Origin of the sequence: Agrobacterium sp. S7/73, from assembly GCF_019355535.1 — a bacterium.
GTDB classification, from domain to species: Bacteria; Pseudomonadota; Alphaproteobacteria; order Rhizobiales; family Rhizobiaceae; genus Agrobacterium; species Agrobacterium tumefaciens.
In genome coordinates this window covers 163405-184493 of the sequence record NZ_CP072138.1, presented here as the reverse complement: position 1 = coordinate 184493, position 21089 = coordinate 163405, and the positions used below count along the sequence as shown (strand labels likewise).

Below are 21089 nucleotides of genomic sequence, written 5' to 3'. Positions count from 1 at the left end.
CGTGCAAATTCACGAAATCTTTCGCTAAATCACGGACTTGAAACAGCACGCGGAGGGAAATGATGGCCAGAAACCATTCTTTGGCAAAATTCGTACAGCCGTCCGCGGAAGAACATCAAAAAACTGCGGACACTCGCGCAGAGTATACCCGCCGGGGTGCTTCGCGCTCGATGATGCAGTCCCTCGACGAACTGGCCGAGACGTCAATCCGCATGCTCGAAGGCGAGACGGTGGTCTCACTCGATCCTGAGCTGCTCGAAGGCTCATTTGTTGCCGACCGCATCGGCGACGACCAAGAAGACTATGTTCAGCTTCGCGAAGCAATCCGACAGTCGGGTCAGTCGACACCGATCCTCGTTCGCCCCCACCCCGATGCCGAAGGACGGTACATGATCGTCTTCGGGCATCGCCGTGCACGAGCCGCGCGAGACCTTCAGATTCAAGTGCGGGCAGTAATCAAGCCTCTCGAGGACCTCGCCCACGTAATCGCTCAGGGCCAAGAAAACACCGCGCGATCCGACCTGACCTTCATAGAGAAGGCGCTCTTTGCCAAGAAGCTTCTTGCTAACGGCATGAGCAAGGATGTCGTGAAGATCGCCCTGACAATCGACGACACGCTTCTTTCGAGAATGCTCGCGGTTGCCGACGCCGTTCCCGAGGCTGTCCTTGACGCTGTCGGCGCCGCAAAAGGCGTAGGACGCGATCGCTGGGAGGAATTGAAAAAGCTCGTTCTGATACCAGCCAATGCTCAGAAAGCGTGCGAATTCGTGGGTGCGAGTGATTTTCGCCAAACGGCAGAAGGGGAGCGTTTCAATGTTCTTCTGGCCGAACTAAAAGCCGCAAAGACGCTGAAGAAAAAACAGACCGCATCTCCGTCAGTTCGACAGTTTGACGTCGCCGCCAAATCCGTTGCCGTGACGACCAAATCGTCCGGGAAAACATTTACGCTCGCGCTGACATCGAAAGATGCGTCCAAATTCGGAGCATTTCTGTCCGAACAGTTGGAGTCGCTTTACCAGGCATTCCAGCGAGAAACACAGACTAAACCAGGAGATTAACCGCAAAAGAAAAAGGCCCCCGTAACGTTGCCGTCGTGGAAGCCTTCCTCTGTATGTCGCAATCAGAGAATCGCATTTTCACGAATCCTCGTCAAGAGTGTTGGCACCGAATTTGGTGAGCGGATTTCTTTTGCCTTTTGAAAGGTGAAGAAATGGAACGTGGACATGGGACGACGCCCTTTGGGCGGCGGTCGATGACGTTCGCCTTATTGGCAAGGCAGCGACAAATCGACGAGGCACCACCGGAAACCAGGCGCAACAAGTGGAAACTCTTCAGGGCTGTCTGCGAAGCCCGAAAGGAATTGAACGTGTCGGACCGCTCTCTATCGGTTCTCGACGCTCTCCTGTCGTTCTACCCATCGGATGATCTTGCCCTCGAGGACGGTTTGATCGTCTTTCCGTCGAACGCACAGCTTTCAATACGCGCAAGGGGAATGACACCAGCGACGTTGCGACGGCATCTGGCCGCTCTTGTCAACGCTGGCCTCATCCTTCGCAAAGATAGTGCCAACGGCAAGCGCTTTGCCCGGCGGAGCAGGGCAGGGGAGATCAATGAAGCTTTCGGCTTCAATTTGGCCCCGCTGTTGTCCCGCGCAAAAGAGATTGAAGACATCGCGGCCAAGATAACCGCCGACCGGGAGCTTTTCCACGCGACACGGGAACGGATCAGCCTCTGCCGCCGCGACATAACCAAACTAATCCAGCTGGCAATAGACGGATGTGTAGAAGGCGAATGGAGCCAACTTCACGACCGATTCCGCGCCTTCCTCGCGTCTTTGCCCCGTCAGCCGTCACTCGATGAACTCCAGTTCCTACTCAGCCGCTTGATAGACCTCCGCACGACTATCGTCAAGCTTTTGGAAGAACACGATAAAATGGAAAATATGTGCGCCAGAGAGTCTCAAAATGAGCGCCACATACAGGATTCACAAACACAATCCTGTTATGAATCTGAAGCAGAGCAAGAAGCACCAACTGCCGAAACTTTCAGCGAGCCGGCCACCACGCAATCCGCTAAAGAAAAGCACCGGGCCATCAAACAGACTCTGGTAGAACCGATCCAATCTTTAAAACCCGCTGTCGCCCTGGACACTGTGCTACGCGCCTGCGGTGAAATTCACCCATATGGGCCTGATGGATCGATCAGATCGTGGCGAGATCTGCTCGCAGCGACAGCCGTCCTGCGATCAATGCTTCAAATAAGCCCATCGGCCTTCCATCAAGCATGCCTTGTCATGGGGCCAGAAAATGCTGGCGCTGCCATAGCTTGTATCTTCGAAAAGGGAGGGCAGATTAATTCTGCAGGTGCATACCTGCGCGATCTCACCAGACGAGCGACGCAGCGCCAATTCACGATCAAACCAATGGTCTCGGCCCTGCTAAGGTCCAAGGCAGGCCAATCGTGAAATGAAGCAACCGCTGCCGCCAGGGACTAGGAGCAATCGGCATCAGCAGCTATGCGGAGCGGTTGCGAACAACTGGTTCGTCATGCGTCAAGCACGGATAATGGGACGGACAGGCTTAAATTCGTATGGCTGATATCGCAATGGCATGTGGACCAGCAGCGCGATATTCGGTATCCGCAGGACTTGTTGCGATGCTGAAACAGCGCCGAAGACACCCAAGGCCTCTCAAAGTGAAAAAAGTTCAACGCAGCTTTACCGTCGAGTACAGATCGGGTCGGCGAAAACTCAACCCCAAACCGAATTCGATCTGGGGAGACATGGATCTCAAGTCCGTTGCACAGGATCTGCAGGACGAGGCAATGCCATTCCTTCCGGAGACTTCCGAGGTCAGCAGAACCGGAACGTCTTTCGCAAGAAAACAACAGGCCGCGGCGTTGTTGACACCGCCAATTGAGCAAGAGACAAATGCATGGGCTTTACAGGAGACCACAATGGCCGACGAAAACGATACGATGACTGATGCTGACACGCCGGCCGCAGCGGCGCTGGATGTGGTGAAGAAGGAACGCAAACCTCGCGCCAAGAAGGCCGCCAGCGAAACGGTCTCAGCGGCAGTTTCGGCGCAACCGGCAGCGGCATCGAATGCCGCAGCGGTCAAGCCGAAGAGAGGACGCAAGGCAGCAAAGTCCGACGAGGCTGCGACTAGCGCCAAACGTGCGCCTGTCAAACGCGCTACGAAGGCCGTGCAGGCGGCTACCACTCCGTCGGTGGCAGCAGTTGACGAGTTTGCGGATCTTCTGCAGCTGGAAGAGGAAAACCAAAGATTGCGCAAGCTGCTGGCCGAGAAGCTGCGTGCGGAAAACGCTGATCTGCGAAAGCGGCTCAACCTCGCTTGATCGGCAGCAGCCTATCGAGCGCCGGCCGCATTCACGAGGCTATATCGAAACGAACATGTTGGCGGCAGTTAAACCTCCCGCCAGCGCTTTCGCCGACTGCCTCCGTGCGGGGTAGAATACGAGGTCGAATAAATGGCGTCTCCGTGGAAACTTCTTGCTCGGCTGGTGTCACCGCGACGTCAGCAGCGCCAGGAACATGGCTCGACCGATGATGTGAAGCCGGACATGTTGGCCATCGCCAACCCTACTGAAACGGCTGGCGATATCGGATTGAACACCGCAGCGCCTCCGGTCGACGAAAAGCCGGTCGCCGACGAACAATCGGAGGCGGTGTCAGCGGACCCGGATCATTCCGACGAAACCGCAAGCAGTATCCATGGCACGGCCGATAGCGAGGACGCTAGGCGCGCGGAGGCGGCTGATCCGGCCTTGTCCGATGAGCCCGGTACGGTCGCACGCGAAGCACCAAAACCCTCCCAGACTGGCGAAGGTGTTACGCGAAAGCGCAGGAAACTGACCAAGTCAGGGGAGCCGGTTGAAGCTGTTTTGCCGCCCTCTACAGCCGCTCCCTCCGATTCTGACGACACGATCAGCCTTGACGAAGAAATCAAGCTGCTCCGGAACCAACTCGCGCGCAAGCTTCAGCTGCAAAATGCACAACTCAAGAGGATGCTGGAGCGGTTCGAGCGCTGAACGTATCATTCAATAAATGGGCGACTCTTCGTTTGCTCGCGAGAGTGTCACACTGCCCCCTTTCCAATAGCGTTCGGCTGCTGACATTCACCGTGACCCGAGGGTGTTCGTGACTCCCCCGGCGTCGATGCGCTTCGACCTGCAGCTAAGCCAGAGTTCCTCGTATGGGTTTCCGGAGCCGTGGGATGTGCTTAGCTCACCAGCCTGATTGCCGTCACAGCTCAGACAATGCTCTGTGCTCGGCCGCAGCTGCCTTCAGCTTTTCGATTGTTCGGTTTCCCTCGCGAAACAGGTTGAGCATCACAGCTGCCGCAAGCTCGACATCCGGATTGTCCTTTGCAAAACCGCGTTGCGCCCTCCATTCCTCCAGCACAACGTCCAAAATTTCCAGCTCGTCCGGCCCAAAGGTCGTTTCCAGAAACTGATGCATACTCGAATGACCTCTTCACAAGTGACAGCCGCAATGTGGGGAGGGAACGGCGCGGATCAAGGGCGAATTCGCATGGGGAGCGGTTGCAGAGAGGAAGAGGAGGGAAGGGGAGCTGTGACGGATTGAGAGGGTTGGAGAGAGGCTCCGGCCGGTCCGTCACGGAGAAACGGACATGGCACAAGCCATCCAGAAAATCACCCTCAGTGCAGCCCGGGATATTCCCTTCAACAAGCTGGTGCTCAGCCAGCAGAACGTCCGCAAGATCAAGGCGGGCGTCTCGATCGAGGACCTGGCGGAAGATATCGCCCATCGCGGTCTGCTGACCAGCCTCAATGTCCGCCCAGAACTCGACGGCGATGGCAACGAGACCGGCATCTATCGCATCCCCGCCGGCGGGCGCCGTTATCGTGCCCTCGAACGCCTGGTAGCGCAGAAGCGGCTGGCCAAAACCGCCGGTGTTCCCTGCATCGTCAGCAAGGGCGAGACGCTGGAGGTCGAGGATTCGCTCGCCGAGAACGTTCAGCGCGTCAGCCTTCATCCGCTCGATCAGTTCCGCGCATTCCAAACTCTCCGGGAGCAGGGGCTTGGCGAGGAGGAGATCGCGGCGCGCTTCTTCGTCTCGGTTGCCACCGTCAAGCAGCGCCTGCGGCTGGCCTCCGTCTCGCCGCGGCTTCTCGATCTTTATGCCGAAGACGAGATGACGCTCGAGCAGATCATGGCCTTCTCGATCACCAACGACCATGTTCGCCAGGAGCAGGTCTGGGATACGGTGTCGCGTTCGCATAGCCGTGAACCTTATTATGTTCGCCGGCTGCTGACAGAGACCGCCATCCGCGCTAGCGACCGCCGCGCCGTCTATGTCGGTATCGAGGCCTATGAAGCGGCCGGTGGCGTGACCATGCGCGATCTGTTCGACCAGGATCAGGGCGGCTGGCTGCAGGATCCGGCACTGCTCGAGCAACTCGTGATGGAGAAGCTGAAGGCTGACGCCGAGGCGGTCCGCGTGAGCGAAGGCTGGAAGTGGGTCGAAGCCGCTTTTGATTTCCCCTACGGTCACACGTCCGGTCTGCGCCGCTTTTATGGCGAGCAGGCCGAAATGACAGAAGACGAACTGGCCCGCTATGATGCCACCCGCGCCGAATACGACAAGCTCGACGCAGAATATGCGGAGGCAGACGAGTACTCGGAAGCGACCGAACAGAAACTGGAGGAGCTTGGAAGCGAACTCGATCAGCTCATTGACAGGCCATATGTGTTCGATCCGGAGCAGGTCGCCCGCGGGGGTGTTTTTGTGTCGCTCGGCGCCGGTGGCGAGCTCAAGATTGAGCGGGGCTTCGTGCGACCTGAGGATGAACCGAAGGATGAGGCCGATCCGTCAGCTGATGCCAACGGTGGTGCCGATTATGGCAGTAGTCTTCCGGCAACCGGGGACGCCGACGGCGAGAGCACCCAACCGGACGACGAGGACGAAACGATCAAGCCGCTTCCCGATCGCCTGATCCTCGATCTGACGGCGACGCGCACAATTGCTTTGCGCAATGCGCTCGCGAACGATCCTGTGATCGCCTTCCTCGCGGTCCTGCATGCTTTCGTCCTGAAGACCTTCTACCTCTACGGCTCGGATTCATGCTTGGAGGTGACGCTGCAAAGCGCCCGCTTCAGCCAGACGCCGGGGCTCGGCGACACGGTCTGGGCGAAGGAGATCGATCAGCGGCACGAAGGCTGGGGACAGGATCTGCCTAAGGATCCGAACGATCTCTGGGATTTCCTGATCACGCTCGACGAGGTCAGCCGGCAGGCGTTGTTTGCGCATTGCGCCTCGCTTTCGGTCAACGCGGTGATCGAACCCTGGAACAAGCGCACCCGCGCGATTGCGCATGCCGATCAGCTGGCCCGCTCGATCGGTTTCGACATGGTCGAAGCCGGCTGGACACCGACTGCCGACAACTATCTCGGCCGTGTCACCAAGGCGCACATTCTGCAGGCGGTCCGGGAGGCCAAGGGCGATCAGGCGGCAGAGCTGATCGGCCACCTCAAGAAGACCGACATGGCCCGCGAGGCCGAACGGTTAATGGCCGGTAGTGGTTGGCGTCCGGAGCCTCTCCGTCTCGTTACAGATGTCGCTTCCGTCGGCGACGCGACGTGCGAAAACGCAGAGATTCTGAGCGGTGATGCAGCCGGGAGCGGCAATTCCGATCTCCCAGCGTTCCTGACTGATAACGGGGGCTGCGACTGACGAAGTCAACGAAGAACGGCATCTCGACGCCGCCGAATAACTGTCTTCCCAGTTCAACCAACGGCCCGGCTCCGAAAGGAGACCGGGCCGCTTCCATATTCAGGAGCATTTCAATGCCCGACTTTACGATCGAATCCACCTATCACCTGCCGGTTTTTCGGCATGGAACTTATGCGGCTGACACGCTCGAGGCCGCCTGCCGGGCCGCCGTCGACGACGACAATTGGGATCTCGCCGAGAAAGACTACGATTCCTCCGGCGAGGTTCATATCACCGGCGTCTGGGAAGGCGCCGATAGCGCCTACAACGGGCCGTCAGTCCCGGTGCCCTCGCAATTCGATGAAGCTGTCCAGCGGCGTGCACGTCATTTCGAGATCCTGCTCGGCCTGTTGAAGATCTTCTTCGACGACGCGCGAGCAGCACGGCCTCCGTCGCCCGACTGGCTTGCCCGCTCGGCCTGGGAGATAGCGCGTGGTGAGGCCATCCTTGGCAACGCTCCGGATCCCGATGAGCCTGTGGGTCCGCCAAAGGCGACCCATGTTCTCGGCCGGCTGCAGGAAGAGCAGGTTCGTAATGCGATCGCCGCCGTACTGGAGGTCGATGACAATTTCCGAGCGCTTTCGCCGGCGGCCGTAACCGACGACGAGATCCGCACCGCCTGCCTCACGATCGCGACGACGATGGATGTCTCGGACTTCGTCGGCAATGCCGAATTCCAGGCAGCGCTTGCGGCGATCCGGGCAGCGCATCAGCGCCTCCATCCTGCCTGATCGACCATCAGCCATTTCACTTCCCCAACCCAGCCCGGTCACAGCGCCGGGCGCTTGTTTTTTCAGGAGACTCCCATGAACACTTTAACACACGATGCCCGGTCCGCTTCCTCGGGCTTCAGGGTCGACATCTCCCGCGGCGAACGCATCGGCCGCGTCTCTTCGGAATGGTTTTCGCGCCCCGATGACGAACGCTTCCTGTCGCTGACTGATTTGTACGATACCGTCCGGTCCCGAGCCGAGCGGGCCTATGCCCGAACGATCGAAAGCGCTGCGATCCGCGTCGAGGCCACACGCGACAATGCCGAGCGGCTTGAGGTTCTCGTTCCAGGTCAGCGTCAGGCGATCGCGCCGACCCATTGGAGTTACGGCCAGCTTTGCAGCCTGGTCGGCGCCCCCGCCACCTATATGCGGCAACTGCCGGCGCCGCTCGCCGCGATCAATCTGCAGCATGGTCTGCTCAATCACCGTGCCGAGCTCATCAAGACGCTCGAGATGGACGACGGTCGCCTGGAACTGCGGGCCGTCACCGGACCGGAATATGGCCGCATCTGGGATCACGAACTGGTCTCGGCGGTCATGAAGATCGCCGGAAATGGCACTGGCGACACCATGTGGAAAGTACCTGGTGTGCTGGATTGGGCGACGATGACCCACAATCCGTTCGTCGACATCACCAAGGACACGACCACCCTCTATGCCAGCGACCGGGACGTCTTCCTGTTCCTGGTCGACGATACCCATCCGATCGAAGCCGGGCGATTGCCGAACGGCGAGCCTGATCTCTACTTCCGCGGGTTTTACGCCTGGAACTCCGAGGTCGGATCGAAGACGCTCGGCATCGCCTCCTTTTATTTGCGGGCGGTCTGCGCCAACAGAAATTTGTGGGGCACGGAGAATTTCGAGGAGATCACCATCCGGCACTCGAAGTTCGCCGCCCAGCGCTTTGCGCATGAGGCGGCACCCGCGCTGACCAGCTTCGCCAATTCCTCGCCGGCGCCATTCATCGCCGGCATCAAGGCGGCGCGCGAGCGGATCGTCGCGCGCAAGGACGACGACCGCGAAACCTTCCTGCGTCGGCGAGGCCTCTCGAAAGGCGAGACCGTCAAGGTCATCGAGATGGTTCTGTCGGAGGAGGGGAGGCCGCCGGAATCGATCTTCGATTTCGTGCAGGGCATCACCGCGCTGGCGCGCACGAAAACCAACCAGGACACGCGCCTCGAACTCGAACGCAAAGCGAAGAAGCTGCTGGAGAGCGCCTCCTGACATGTTCATGCGCGCTTGGCTCGGGCCCCCCGCATCCGCGAATCGCATCGTTGTCATCCGAGAGCCGGTCAGACGCCGGGTCTCTTTCTGTCTGGAGCACCCCAATGGCTATCCCCGATCATGCCCGCACAAACTTCGACACGCTGCTGCGCGCCGCGTCCGATGGCAATCTTGCTCTCATGGAATGCCTCGATGCCGCCACACGCGAGCCGCGTTACGTGCTCTGCGCCGTCGGCCGCAGTGACGGCGAATACGTCTTCACGCCGTTCGGCCATCTTGCCGACTGCAATCCATACGACGCCTACCTGCCGCCCGATCCCGACGATCCCACCAGTTTCATTGTTAGCCCGGCAACCTGAGCACTGATGATCGCCGACAATTTCGGCCGGCGATTCCCGATTCTTCCCTGGCTGCCCAGATTTTCGCTCCTCCGACCCTTCGGCAGGGCGCTGGGCTCGGCCGTTCTTTCCTCACTCCTGGAGCATCCTTCGATGAATATCATCTCACATTCTCAAACCGTTTCCGCCTCTCCGCGCCTTGAGACCAAAACCGGCGCTGAGGCACTTCTCAAAGCCGCCGAACAAATCGCCTCTCGTCTGGAGCATGGTAAAGCCGTCACTTCGGGCGACCTGCGACAGCTCATGATGGAGGCTCTTGGCGGGAGCGACGCCGAGGGCCTCTGGCTCTGGAAGGACGCCTACGAAGCAGCAGAGGCCGCTCAGGTCCTGTTCCTGCGCAAATTCCGCTCAATTGTCTCCCGGGGCCAATCGCCTCGATCGACGCTCGCGATGTTGACGAGGCTGGCAACCCTTGTGCCGACCCACAGCCGACGGTCCGAGGAGAGCCAGGCTCTGCAGCAATTCTCGACACCGATCCCGCTTGCCTATGTCGCTTCCCGTGCTGCTGGCATCACGGCCGCTGACACGGTTCTCGAACCGTCGGCTGGAACCGGTCTGCTGGCGATCTTTGCGGAGCTCGCGGGCGCGCGCCTGGCGCTTAACGACTATGCGGCTGTCCGGCGCTCGCTGTTGGCGCAGCTTTTTCCTCGCGTTCCGGTATCGCAACACGACGCCGCGCGTATCGACGATTACCTCGAGCGTTCCGTCCGACCAACGGTCGTACTGATGAACCCGCCATTCTCCGCCGGTGTTCATGTCGAAGGTCGTGTCGCCGACGCCGCCTGGCGGCATCTGACCTCCTCCTTCGCTCGCCTTGCCCCCGGCGGTCGGTTGGTCGCGATCACGGGGTCCAGTCTTTCTCCCGATAATTCCGTATGGCGCGATGCTTTCGTTCGCCTTCAGGGGCAGGGGACGCTGCTGTTCACTGCGGCGATCGACGGCAGCATCTACGCCCGGCATGGCACGACGATGGAAACGCGCCTGATCGTCATCGACAAGATCCCGGCCGACGATCCGTCGAAGCTCGCAACGTCGAGAGGCACCGCGTCCGATCTGGAAACGCTACTGACCTGGATCCATGACCTCCCAACGCGTGCGCCCCTGACGACGCTGAACTTCAATGGAGCACCCCGCAGCCGTATCCTGCGCGCGGACACAACGCGTCGAGCAGCAAGCGCCACGTTGCATCGCCACGAGGTCGGAGGGCGGGCTCAGCCTGCAGCAACGGTGCGTCCCATACCTGCCGATGATGAAATCATCGAACTGTCATACGAGCTGCGGGACGCTCAGCCCAAGGATGAGACCAATGGCGCTGAGGGCATCTACGAGGCCTATCGGCTGCAATCGATCCACATCCCCAATGCAAAACCGCATCCCGACAGGCTGGTCGAATCCGTTGCCATGGCATCCGTCGCGCCGCCGAAGCCGAGTTATCGCCCGCACCTGCCGAAGCGCATCGTCACCAGCGGGGATCTATCCGACGCTCAGCTGGAGAGCGTTGTCTATGCGGGGGAAGCTCATTCCGGCTATCTCACCGGACACTGGAGCGTCGATGCATCCTTTGACAATCTTAAGGCGGTCGCATCGGATGCAGAACATGCTGTCCGGTTCCGTCGCGGCTGGTTCCTCGGCGACGGAACAGGCGCCGGCAAGGGCCGCCAGGCGGCCGGCATCATTTTGGACAACTGGCTGAAGGGCCGCCGGCGGCATGTCTGGATCTCAAAATCCGACAAGCTGATCGAGGACGCCCAGCGCGACTGGAGCGCGTTGGGCCAAGAAAAGCTGCTGGTGACACCGCTGTCGCGTTTTCGGCAGGCCAAGCCGATCAGGCTGGAGGAGGGCATCCTCTTCACGACCTTTGCGACGCTGCGCAGCGACGAGCGTGAGGGTAAGCGATCGCGCGTGCAGCAGATCGTCGACTGGCTCGGTCAAGAGGCGGGAAGCGGCGAAGCCGCGACTGGGAATGCAATAAGCTTCGATGGCATTATCATCTTCGATGAAGGCCACGCCATGGCCAATGCCGCCGGCGGCAAGACCGAGCGTGGCGATAAGGTGGCATCGCAACAGGGCAGGGCAGGGCTCCGCCTGCAGCGTGCCCTGCCGGATGCCCGTGTCGTCTATGTCTCGGCAACCGGCGCATCGGAAGTGGAGTCGCTTGCCTATGCCGAGCGCCTCGGTCTTTGGGGTAGCAGCGACTTTCCCTTCCCGACCCGTTCCGAGTTCATCGCGGCGATCGAGGATGGCGGTGTGGCGGCGATGGAAGTGCTCGCCCGCGACCTCAAGGCCATGGGGCTTTATGCCTCGCGTTCGCTCTCCTTCGAAGGCGTCGAATACGAGGTCCTCGAACACGAGCTGACCGAGGAACAGGTCCGCATCTACGACGCCTATGCCGAGGCGTTCCAGGTGATCCACAATCATCTCGATGCTGCGATGGAGGCGTCCGGAATAACCGGCAAAACTGGAACGTTGAACAAAAACGCCAAGGCGGCTGCTCGCTCGGCATTCGAAAGCTCGAAGCAGCGTTTCTTCAATCACCTTCTGACCTCGATGAAGACGCCGGCCCTGCTCAAGGCAACCGCTGCAGATCTGGACGATGGTCATGCTGCCATCATCCAGCTCGTCTCGACGGGAGCGGCTTTGACAGAGCGCCGGTTGGCGCAGGTCCCGACCGAGGAATGGGGCGATCTGCAGGTCGACGTAACGCCGCGGGAATATGTCATCGATTACCTCATGCACTCCTTCCCGGTGCAGCTCTTCGAGGAATTCTCCGACGCCGAGGGCAGTCTGAGTTCCCGCCCGGTCCACGACGCGGATGGTAACCCTGTCATCTGCCGGGAGGCCGAACGTCGGCGTGACGAGCTCGTTGAAACCTTAGGCAGCCTGCCGGCGATCCCGACGGCCCTTGACCAGATCGTCCAGCACTTCGGAACCGAGAAGGTAGCCGAGATCACCGGCCGCTCCCGCCGCATCGTCTCCCGCGAGGACAGCAGCTCTATTGCCCGCTATGCCGTGCAGAACCGGCCGGGCAGCGCCAATCTCGATGAGGCCCGCGCCTTCATGGATGACGAGAAGGGCATTCTTGTCTTCAGCGATGCCGGCGGAACCGGCAGATCCTATCACGCGGATCTTGCCGCCAAAAATCAGCGCCTGCGTCTTCACAACCTTCTGGAAGCGGGCTGGCGTGCCGACGTGGCGATCCAGGGGCTTGGGCGCAGCCATCGTACCAACCAGAAACAGCCGCCCCGGTTTCGGATGATCGCCACCAACGTCAAGGCGGAGCGGCGCTTCCTCTCGACCATCGCACGCCGTCTCGACACGCTCGGCGCCATCACCCGCGGTCAGCGCGAGACCGGCGGGCAGGGGATGTTCCGGTCCGAAGACAATCTCGAATCCCAATATGCCCGCGACGCCTTGCGGCAATTCTACGGGTTGTTGCATGCCGGCCGGATCGACGGCTGCTCGCTCGACATGTTTGAAACCATCACCGGCCTGTCGCTGACATCGGACGAGGGCGGATTGAAGGACGAGCTGCCGCCGATCCAGACCTTCCTCAATCGCATGCTGGCGCTGACGATCGCCATGCAAAATGTGCTGTTGGAGGCCTTCGAGCAGCTGTTGGCCGCTCGTATCGAAGGCGCGATTGCCGCCGGCATTTATGATAAAGGACTTGAGACAATTACCGCCGATAGCATGACGGTCACCGACCGCCGGCTAATCTACACCCATCCCGTCACCGGCGCGCAATCGCACCTCTTGACCATCGAACGACGGGATCGCAATGCATCGATGCGGCTCGAGGAGGTTCAGAGCCTTGTGCAGCAGGATCCTCGTGCCAAGCTGATGATCAATGGCAAGTCGGGCCGGCCGGCGGTGATGGTCCCGACCCGCTCGATCATGCTGGACGACGGCTCTATTCAGCCGCGCGTGTCGCTGATCCGGCCGATGGACGAGCTCCGCTTCGAAGTCCGGCAGCTCGAAGAGACGAGCTGGGAAGAAGCCGACGAAAGGGTCTTCTCAGATGCCTGGGATGCCGAGGTGGCTGCGGTGCCCGAATTCTCGACCTCGACGATGCATATCGTCAGTGGGCTGTTGCTGCCGATCTGGAAACTCCTGCCCCAGGATTTCTGCCGCGTGCGGCGTCTGCAGACAGATGACGGCGAACGGATCGTCGGCCGTGTTATCGCTCCGGATCGGCTGGCCGGGCTTTGCCGCAACTTCGGGATCGATCAAACCATGGTGATCTCGCCGGATCAGGCCTGGGCATCGCTGGTCGACGGATCCTCGATCGTCGGGCTCGCCGGCGATATGACGCTGCGGCGGGTGCGGGTGATGAACGACTACCGCGTCGAGCTCACCGGCTTCACCGACGGCATGCGCGACTGGTTGCGGTCGATCGGCCTGTTCTCCGAGATGATCAATTGGAAGCTGCGCTTCTTCGTGCCTGTCACAGACGAGGGTGCGGTGATCCTGTCGAAATTGATGCAGCGTCATCGCCTCATCGACATCGCGCGCCGGTCGTGACGGAGGTTTGTCATGGTCTCCGCCGCCGACCTGGCAGGCCATCTCGCGCAGCATGCCGAGGCGGTCTGCCGCCACTATCTCTCCGCCGGTCGCCGCGCAGGCAACTACTGGCTCGTCGGCGATGTCGCCAACAACAAGGGCCGGTCCCTCTATGTGCATCTGGTCGGCCAGCGCGTCGGCCGATGGACGGATGCGGCGACGGGCCAGTTTGGTGATCTGCTTGATCTGATCCGCGAGACCTGCGGCCTCGTCGATTTCCGCGACGTTGCCGAAGAGGCGCGCCAGTTCCTCAGCCTGCCTCGACCGCAGCCTGTATCGTCTTGCAGAAGGGATACCCGAAATTCTGCGACGGTCGAGCAGCCGGCGTCTGAGCGAGCCAGGCGTCTGTTTCGGATGACACAGCCGCTGGCTGACACATTGGCCGACTCCTATCTGCGCGAGCGCGGCATCCTGCGAGCATCCGCGCATACGGCGCTGCGGTTCCATCCGTCCTGCTACTATCGCGATCTCGTCACCGGCCACACGACAAGCTATCCGGCTCTGATCGCTGCCGTGACCGACACAGCTGGAGCGATAACCGGTGTGCATCGCAGCTGGCTCGATCCCGACGGCGCTGGCAAGGCCAAGGTAGACGATCCCCGTCGCGCGCTTGGCGGTCTTCTCGGCAATGCCGTCCGCTTTCGATTTCCGACCAACGATCTTGTGCCGGTCATGGCGGCAGGGGAGGGCCTCGAAACCATGCTGTCGCTATCGCATGTGATGCCCAGCATGCCGATGGTCGCCGCTTTGACGGCCAATCATCTCGCGGCCTTCAACTTTCCACCTGGATGCCGGCGCCTCTACATCGCCGCCGATGCGGATGCCGCCGGCCGGCACGGGATCGCGGGATTGAGCCGCAGGGCACAGGAAAGCGGGATCCTGCCGCTGGTTCTGTCGCCGGAGCTCGGCGACTTCAATGAGGATCTGCGCTGGCTGGGTTCCGACCGACTGACGGCGAGCCTTCGGGCTCAGTTGGTCCCTGAAGACGCGATGGCATGTCTGCCCGCATGAGGGCGGCGGGGCGGGGCAGGGGCGGAGCCGGCGAGGGCGGGAGGACGGTCCGCGGTGCCGGCTCCCCGAGTGGGCGCGCCCGCGGGTCTGCCGAGAGGCGACCCTTACCACGCGGGCCTCCGGCCTTCAGCGGGTCGGTCAGGTTTCTTCCCCTGCCAGACCGCGGCGCGGTCCGTCATTCCTCGCGGACCAAGAAACCCTCCCTCCGCCGCCCGGCGCTTCGCTGGGCCGCTTCGCTTCGCTTGCGGTTCCGGCCTCGACCCACGTGACCGGGTCCGCCGTCAGGCCGCGAGAGGCGCGGCCCACCAAACGGAGACCACCATGGACCTGATCCTTCACCCCGACGACACCTTCGAGCCCCACCACGCATCCTCCCCGACCGACCGCTTCATCTACGAGATGCAGATCTTCGGCTATCGTCCCTTCCAGGACGAGCCCGATCCGCGGCCATTGCCGGAGGAACCACAGGTCCAGTCGTCGATCACCGCCATTTTCGATGCCTTCGCCGAGATGCTCGGTGACACCCGCCTCGAGCCAGATCTCGAAGACCTGTTCTGGTCGATCCCCAATCTCTTCCATCGCGCCGGAGAGCGCATCCAGCGCGAACTCGATCGCAACGAGGAGGCACAGCGCACCGGCCAGCGCGAGCAGGACGGCTCGGAGGTGAAGAGCGTCGAACTCGAACGCCTCATCGCCGAAGGCATCACGCTTTTGGAGCGTAGAAATAGCTTCGAGTTCATGCGCGACTACGCGGCCGATCTGTTCGAGGCGCAGACCGGTTCGTCTTGGCGACCGCGCACCGGCTCCAAGGTCAACCACGCCAACATGACGGCGGCGATGATCGATAGCCGGGACTTTCTCTCCGCTCGACGCCACGCCGAGACCGAGGTGCTGATCCCGGCCGGCACCAAAATCGCATTTGCCGGGGGCATGGACTATAACGATCATGAGCGGATCTGGGCCAGGCTCGATCAGGCGCATGCCAAGCATCCCGACATGGTGCTGTTGCACGGCGGTTCGCCGAAGGGCGCCGAACGGATCGCCGCCTGCTGGGCTGAAGCCCGCAAGGTGACGCAGATCACCTTCAAGCCAAACTGGACCAGGCACGCCAAGGCCGCGCCGTTCCGGCGCAACGACGACATGCTCTCGGCCATGCCCGCGGGATTGATCGTCTTTCCCGGGAATGGGATCACCGGCAATCTTGCCGACAAGGCGCGTCGGCTCGGCATCCCGGTCTGGCAGGCTTCTGGAGACGGCGCATGAGCGCCGTTTCCGAAGATCGAAAAATATGGAAAACATGGGAAAATTGGATTATATGGAGAAAGGTACTGGAGATCGACAGCGATGAAGCAGTTCACGACAGGCGACTTGAATAAACAAATTGGCGATATCACCGATGCCGCGAGCCGCGAGCCGGTCATGCTCACCCGGCACAAGAAGCCGCGTTTCGTGCTGATGAGCTACGAACACTATGAGCGCATGCGCACCGGCGGTGATCCCCGCCGTGCCTATCATATCTCGGAGATGCCCGCCGAGCATGCGGAACTATTCAACGAGGCGCTCGATCGGCTGGCGCGCGGCGAAGGCTACGACGATGAGCCATGAATTCCGGCCCGGCGAGGTCATCTCCTATCCCTACCTTTGGGCCTGGCAGCAGCAGCGCGGCGAAACCGAGGGCCGCAAGCAGCGGCCTGTCTGCGTCGTCATCGCCATCCGAAGTGCCGCCGATGGCAACACGCATCTGGCCCTTCTCGCTATTACCACTCAACCGCCGCAGACGGGCCGGATCGCTCTGGAGATCCCCGAAATCGAGCGCAAGCGTGCGGGCTTGAGCGATCTTAAGCAGTGCTGGATCATGGCCGACGAATACAATTACGATATCGTCGAACGCTCCTGGTACATCGAGCCCGATCAGGACATCCTCGGCCGCTTCAGCAAACCGTTCATGGTGAAGATCGCCAGACTGTTTGCCGAGGCGCGTGGCCGAACCGGGCGGGTCAACAGACTCGATTGAGGCGACAAATCGAAGCGGTCATCGTTCGGGACATCTCCGGCGATCGGATCGTCGGCGCAATGCCGACTTGTTTCGGCAGGTTTCCCTTTCCTGATCATTACCGGCGCGAGAGCGACGCTCCGCAATCAAACCGCAGTTGTGATCTCACTTCACCCGAGCTGCAGTCGCACCAGAGCGCATGGCATATCAGGTGCCACACCGACCGAAGCCTTCTATGATAATGACGATGGGACTGGAACGGTGCTGATCGCTCGCGCCGTGTCCACCTGGTTGAAGGCCTGCATTCGTTGTCCCGGACACCCACCGACGCAAGCGACGAGCGCGGCACTCATCGGGTCCGCAAAGGTAGCCAAGGCGAGGTCTCCTGCCGACGTCGCAATCCAGGACCATTCCCGTTCTTTATGTCGCCTTTCTAAGGGACCGGCCGCCATCAGCGTCAACCCCGCAAGGGGGTTCCCCTTCGCTTAAGCTCCGGTGACGCCTGCGGCGCGGCCCCTTCTTCGGGCGCCATCGGGAATGGTCCCGATGCAACAAAGGAGACAATCTCATGGCTACCACGATCGCAACCCTTACCGAAAAGACCGACGGCACTCTCGAAGGCGTCTTCGCCACCATCCGGGTCAATGCCCCGATCGCCCTCATCCCGAACGCCAGCAAGGCGAGCGAAGAAGCCCCCGACTACCGCATCATCCATCGCAAGACCGGCTTTGAGATCGGCGCAGGCTGGAACCGCATCTCCCGCCAGACCGGCGAGGAATACATCTCCACGAAGCTCGAAGCGCCCGAGATCGGCGTGATCTTCGGTAACGTCGCCCCGGCGCCCGGTGGCGAACCCGGCAAGAAGGTCATCCTCTGGAACAGCCCGGCCTGAACCGGATCGCCGGCCCCGCAATCGGGGCCGGCATCCCCAATTCCAAAGGAGGCCGCCATGAGCCGCTACACGATTACCGTCACCAGGACCGCATCCCGCCATTCCGATCCGGATGCCATCATCGGCTACGACCGTCCGCTTCAGACGTTCTTCCTCCAAGCGTTTCCGGACGCCGAGGGCGAGGAACTTGAACTCTGGCTGGGTACGGATTACCGGGAGTTCGAAACACTGTCGCAACTGCGCAGCGCAGCAATCGCACGCAGTTTCGACTTCATCCCGTTGGCATCCGGCATTCTTCACAAGCTGCTGGATGACCATGCCCGCGAAGCCCTTCACGCAGTCAGCGACACGATCATCCAGGATGTTCTTGAGCGGACATCCGCCCGCTGACGCACACCGAAAACGAAAATAGCCCGGCACGGCGCCGGGCTATTTTTTTGCTTGGCCAGCAAGATTACTTGTTCAGCGCATCCTTCAGTGCCTTCGCCGGCGTAAAGGCCAGCTTCTTGGCCGCGGCAACCTTGATCGTTGCACCGGTACCCGGGTTGCGCGCCTCACGCTCCGGCGTGTGCTTGACCTTGAATTTTCCGAAGCCGGGTAGGCTAGTTTCGTTGCCGGCAACGGCAGCATCCGTGATCGAAGCGATCACCGCCTCGACGATTGACTTGGCCAGCACCTTGGTAAGGCTGTGTTCTGCCGCGATCTTGTCGGCAATTTCGTTGGTTGTGGTCATTTTCTTCTCCGCATTGTGTCAGATGCAGAATCCCTGCCATTGCCGACCGGACCTGTCATCGACACGCGGTGGCAAATCGTTCGCAAAACCCCGGATCTCCACAGATATTCACGTAGGCGGGCGACAGATGACCCGAAGACGGGCATCGAGCCCATCTCCGCGTTTGGGTGCGGTACGGAGAGGTAATGTCTGCTCAGTCCGTCCGAGGATGTCACGGGCGCATGACGGCCTCAAGGACGAGCGGTGCCCCCAATTTTGCCTGCGCTCCGGTTCCCTGCACTCCGACAAAATCGGCACCCCCACTCGCCGCCGCCGGCGGTCGCGTTCCGCGATCCCTGATCCCGCCACGCCCCCATGACCGCATGCATCGTCTTTCACAAACGTCAAGGAGACGACGACGATGCTTCTGGAACAACACATTGAAGAGCTGCGGGCCGAATTGCGAAATGCCGTATACCCCGGCGAACGCCGCGAGATCGAGGTCGAGCTGGAACTCGCCTGTGCCGAGCTGGCGGTGATCATGGCCGAACAGGAGGGTGTCATCGACGTCGAGCCGCCCTTCTGAGGCGGCTTTTGCCATGTCGCCGGGCCCGACGCGCCGGGTCGACCGACGCTTCACGCCCGAAGCTTCACTTGGCCATCAAGAGCTGTAAGATCATGCGGCGTTCCTTTGGAAAGGCGGCTGCCCGTGGACACCACTCCTGTTTCGATCCCATGCCATCGACACGAGGATGGCGTCGGCTTCCACGGTGCTCCTTGGCTAATGATCAGCCGGACTATCCTGGCGGATCTGCGGTTTCGGCCTATATCCGCGCGACCGTTTCTTTCGCAGAAGCTGAAGGAACAGCCTGACCGCCTCTTCCTCCCGCGCGAAATGATGCTCCCGCCTTTGGCCGGTGGCGCCGATACGACCCCATCGGCGGACGAGACAGGCCTCGCCGAACAGGTTGGGCTCGATCGACATGGCATAATACCGGGCCATATTTTTCTTGGCGTCGATGCGTTCGACATAAAGCTGGTAGCGTTGCGCAATCATGAAACGGAGAATCGGGTAAGACCGACTCGGCGTCCAACGACATATTTGAATCGGTCGGTCCCGATTGATTCATACTGATGATGGGTTGTCGCCGGATGATCCGGGCAAGCCGCCTGCGGCGGACGGTGCTATTCGCCGTCGCTCACGGAGCCCGCAAGCGGTCTCCGCCCATTCGGGTCACGCCCCTCTCGCGGCTTCCGCACCGGGCGCGAAGTTTCCGCGACCACGGCCGAGGATCGAGCGCATGGCCGGCTGAACGCCGGATACGGACACGGCGCCCGCCGGCGCCGTGGTCTATCTCTCTCTGACGTCGCATTGTGCACCCGCCACTCCGGCATCAAGGACTGCGCGGCCCCTCCGATTTTCAGCCGCCGTCCCTTCGGGCCATCGCCAGAAAATCGGTTCCTCCGCTTGCCGCCGCTGGCGGTCGCGTTCCGCGATCCCTGACCCCTCGCGGCTACGGTGCGGCCTCCTTTCGTCAGCGACAGAAAGGAGACACTGATATGTCCGATGACTGGTACTACGTCCATCAACTCGCAGTGCTTGCGGGTTTCAGGCTTATCGTCCTTGCCAATCGCATCGGCTGCGCGGACCAATTCTTATTGGAACTGCATGACAGGCTCGCCGAGGAGCTGGCATGTGCAACGGCGCGCGTTCGATCCATCATGGCGCTGGAGCGCCAGCTCGCCAATGACACGGACGAAGAAGGCCTCGCCACCGTCCAGCGTCATGGCGAAGAGGAATGCCTTGCGCGTTTCCGGATCGCGCTGCTCGATGATCTCGAAATCGACTTCGACACTCACGAGTACCGTGTGAACGGCGGCGAATGGCATAATGCGCTCTCCGCTGATTGCGACGGCATCGAGGTCAGCTATCCGCGCCTTGTAGCCCTCGCGGATGACGAGTTGGGCACGCTCGCCCCGATCGCGCGCTCCATTCGTAATGAGGCGGGCATCGCCATCAGCATCGCACGCGTCGTCTATGATTGACGCGAGACGAGAGGCGGCTCTTGCCGTCTCTCGTCTATTCTGCGAGCTTGACCGCTTACCGGCATCGAGCCAGCCCGGCGGTCTTGAGGGGAGAGACTTGCCGCCTCTCCCCTCAAACCCCCCTCTCCTTACGGTGCGGGTCGAGACCCGCCCGGCCTTTCGGGCCGCTAAATGGACGCTGCCGCGACTTCCCCAAACAACACGGAGAGGAGGATCACCTTACGCTGCGCCCTCATGCTTCAGGCATTCGCTTCAGGTGATTCTCCTCTCCTGCAGTGCGCTCGCCGTCTCATCGCTCGTGCGCCATCGACGTCCGTTCTCTTCGGTCACGGCCATCCCGGCGTCTCGCGACAACGGCTCGCTTCAGCATCTCTCACCAAACCGGTCTGTCCACCGCGCTATTCCTCCGGCGCGGATCACAGGCCTGAGCCTGTGATCGCTGTTGCTTTGTCTGATGACCCGCAACAGCTTGGGCGCTTCGGGCACGGCGGTCAGACCGGTTTGGTGAGAGATGGCAGGATAGGCTATTGGTATACCAATAGCCGTTTCGCCCGAAGGGCGATTGTCGCCAAGGCGATCGAGCACTGCCAAAAAACTGACTTTCCCACTCGGTCAGAACACGAAACAGGACATGGGATGGACAGGTGCCGGGCCGGTAGGAGGAGGGGCGTGGCTGGTTTGTGGCAGGGAGCGCCAGCGTCTCCGGCCGCAGCGGGAAGGGG

20 protein-coding genes are annotated in these 21089 nt (G+C 61.2%); 17 read left to right on the top strand and 3 right to left on the bottom strand.

What is annotated here, in order from left to right:
• Positions 1-62: 62 nt before the first annotated feature.
• The 4 genes from repB (at position 63) to J5276_RS25335 (ending at position 4053) form a co-directional block, all read left to right on the top strand.
• Complete coding sequence (repB, locus tag J5276_RS25350) at positions 63-1058, top strand: plasmid partitioning protein RepB (protein ID WP_209159877.1); 996 nt, start codon at positions 63-65, stop codon at positions 1056-1058.
• 152 nt (positions 1059-1210) lie between these two features.
• Positions 1211-2464, top strand: coding sequence for a plasmid replication protein RepC (repC, locus tag J5276_RS25345; protein ID WP_209159833.1), 1254 nt, complete (start codon positions 1211-1213; stop codon positions 2462-2464).
• A gap of 230 nt (positions 2465-2694) precedes the next feature.
• Entirely contained in the window at positions 2695-3360 is a 666-nt protein-coding gene (locus tag J5276_RS25340; protein WP_209159876.1) for a transcriptional regulator, read from the top strand.
• Between the two features lie 132 nt (positions 3361-3492).
• On the top strand, positions 3493-4053 hold the full coding sequence (locus J5276_RS25335) for a hypothetical protein (protein ID WP_209159832.1): 561 nt from the start codon (positions 3493-3495) through the stop codon (positions 4051-4053).
• A gap of 214 nt (positions 4054-4267) precedes the next feature.
• Here the strand turns inward: J5276_RS25335 and J5276_RS25330 are convergent, their stop codons facing one another.
• Positions 4268-4483 carry a hypothetical protein gene (locus tag J5276_RS25330; RefSeq protein WP_209159831.1) on the bottom strand — a complete coding sequence of 72 codons (216 nt, stop codon included), beginning with the start codon at positions 4481-4483 and terminating at the stop codon, positions 4268-4270.
• Between the two features lie 172 nt (positions 4484-4655).
• On the opposite strand from J5276_RS25330, the gene J5276_RS25325 reads away from it, so the two are divergent.
• From J5276_RS25325 to J5276_RS25275, 11 genes are all read left to right on the top strand, one after another.
• Positions 4656-6719, top strand: coding sequence for a ParB/RepB/Spo0J family partition protein (locus J5276_RS25325; RefSeq protein WP_370647643.1), 2064 nt, complete (start codon positions 4656-4658; stop codon positions 6717-6719).
• A 113-nt stretch (positions 6720-6832) separates the two neighbouring features.
• Positions 6833-7489 carry a hypothetical protein gene (locus tag J5276_RS25320; protein WP_209159830.1) on the top strand — a complete coding sequence of 219 codons (657 nt, stop codon included), beginning with the start codon at positions 6833-6835 and terminating at the stop codon, positions 7487-7489.
• Positions 7490-7564: 75 nt separating this feature from the next.
• The gene (locus J5276_RS25315; RefSeq protein WP_209159829.1) at positions 7565-8755 is read left to right on the top strand and encodes a DUF932 domain-containing protein; all 1191 of its coding nucleotides are present in this window, start codon (positions 7565-7567) and stop codon (positions 8753-8755) included.
• Between the two features lie 104 nt (positions 8756-8859).
• Positions 8860-9114 carry a DUF6117 family protein gene (locus J5276_RS25310; RefSeq protein WP_209159828.1) on the top strand — a complete coding sequence of 85 codons (255 nt, stop codon included), beginning with the start codon at positions 8860-8862 and terminating at the stop codon, positions 9112-9114.
• 132 nt (positions 9115-9246) lie between these two features.
• Positions 9247-13674 carry a bifunctional class I SAM-dependent methyltransferase/DEAD/DEAH box helicase gene (locus J5276_RS25305; RefSeq protein WP_209159827.1) on the top strand — a complete coding sequence of 1476 codons (4428 nt, stop codon included), beginning with the start codon at positions 9247-9249 and terminating at the stop codon, positions 13672-13674.
• 12 nt (positions 13675-13686) lie between these two features.
• Complete coding sequence (locus J5276_RS25300) at positions 13687-14724, top strand: toprim domain-containing protein (protein WP_209159826.1); 1038 nt, start codon at positions 13687-13689, stop codon at positions 14722-14724.
• Between the two features lie 321 nt (positions 14725-15045).
• Positions 15046-15987 carry a DUF2493 domain-containing protein gene (locus J5276_RS25295; RefSeq protein WP_209159825.1) on the top strand — a complete coding sequence of 314 codons (942 nt, stop codon included), beginning with the start codon at positions 15046-15048 and terminating at the stop codon, positions 15985-15987.
• An 81-nt stretch (positions 15988-16068) separates the two neighbouring features.
• Complete coding sequence (locus J5276_RS25290) at positions 16069-16329, top strand: type II toxin-antitoxin system Phd/YefM family antitoxin (protein ID WP_209159824.1); 261 nt, start codon at positions 16069-16071, stop codon at positions 16327-16329.
• On the top strand, positions 16319-16738 hold the full coding sequence (locus J5276_RS25285; protein ID WP_209159823.1) for a hypothetical protein: 420 nt from the start codon (positions 16319-16321) through the stop codon (positions 16736-16738). Before J5276_RS25290 ends, J5276_RS25285 begins: the two co-directional genes overlap by 11 nt.
• Before the next feature lie 547 nt (positions 16739-17285).
• On the top strand, positions 17286-17609 hold the full coding sequence (locus J5276_RS25280) for a DUF736 family protein (protein WP_037115718.1): 324 nt from the start codon (positions 17286-17288) through the stop codon (positions 17607-17609).
• A gap of 57 nt (positions 17610-17666) precedes the next feature.
• Entirely contained in the window at positions 17667-17999 is a 333-nt protein-coding gene (locus J5276_RS25275) for a hypothetical protein (protein ID WP_209159822.1), read from the top strand.
• Positions 18000-18063: 64 nt separating this feature from the next.
• Here J5276_RS25275 and J5276_RS25270 read toward each other — a convergent pair whose 3' ends face one another.
• A complete protein-coding gene (locus J5276_RS25270) occupies positions 18064-18342 on the bottom strand; it encodes an HU family DNA-binding protein (protein WP_209159821.1) in 279 nt (92 codons plus the stop codon).
• Positions 18343-18742: 400 nt separating this feature from the next.
• Between J5276_RS25270 and J5276_RS25265 the strand changes: the two genes are divergently transcribed.
• Entirely contained in the window at positions 18743-18907 is a 165-nt protein-coding gene (locus J5276_RS25265; RefSeq protein WP_209159820.1) for a hypothetical protein, read from the top strand.
• 195 nt (positions 18908-19102) lie between these two features.
• Here the strand turns inward: J5276_RS25265 and J5276_RS25260 are convergent, their stop codons facing one another.
• Positions 19103-19378 carry a WGR domain-containing protein gene (locus tag J5276_RS25260; protein ID WP_209159819.1) on the bottom strand — a complete coding sequence of 92 codons (276 nt, stop codon included), beginning with the start codon at positions 19376-19378 and terminating at the stop codon, positions 19103-19105.
• A gap of 503 nt (positions 19379-19881) precedes the next feature.
• Between J5276_RS25260 and J5276_RS25255 the strand changes: the two genes are divergently transcribed.
• Positions 19882-20367, top strand: coding sequence for a hypothetical protein (locus J5276_RS25255; protein ID WP_209159818.1), 486 nt, complete (start codon positions 19882-19884; stop codon positions 20365-20367).
• The last annotated feature ends 722 nt before the right edge of the window (positions 20368-21089 follow it).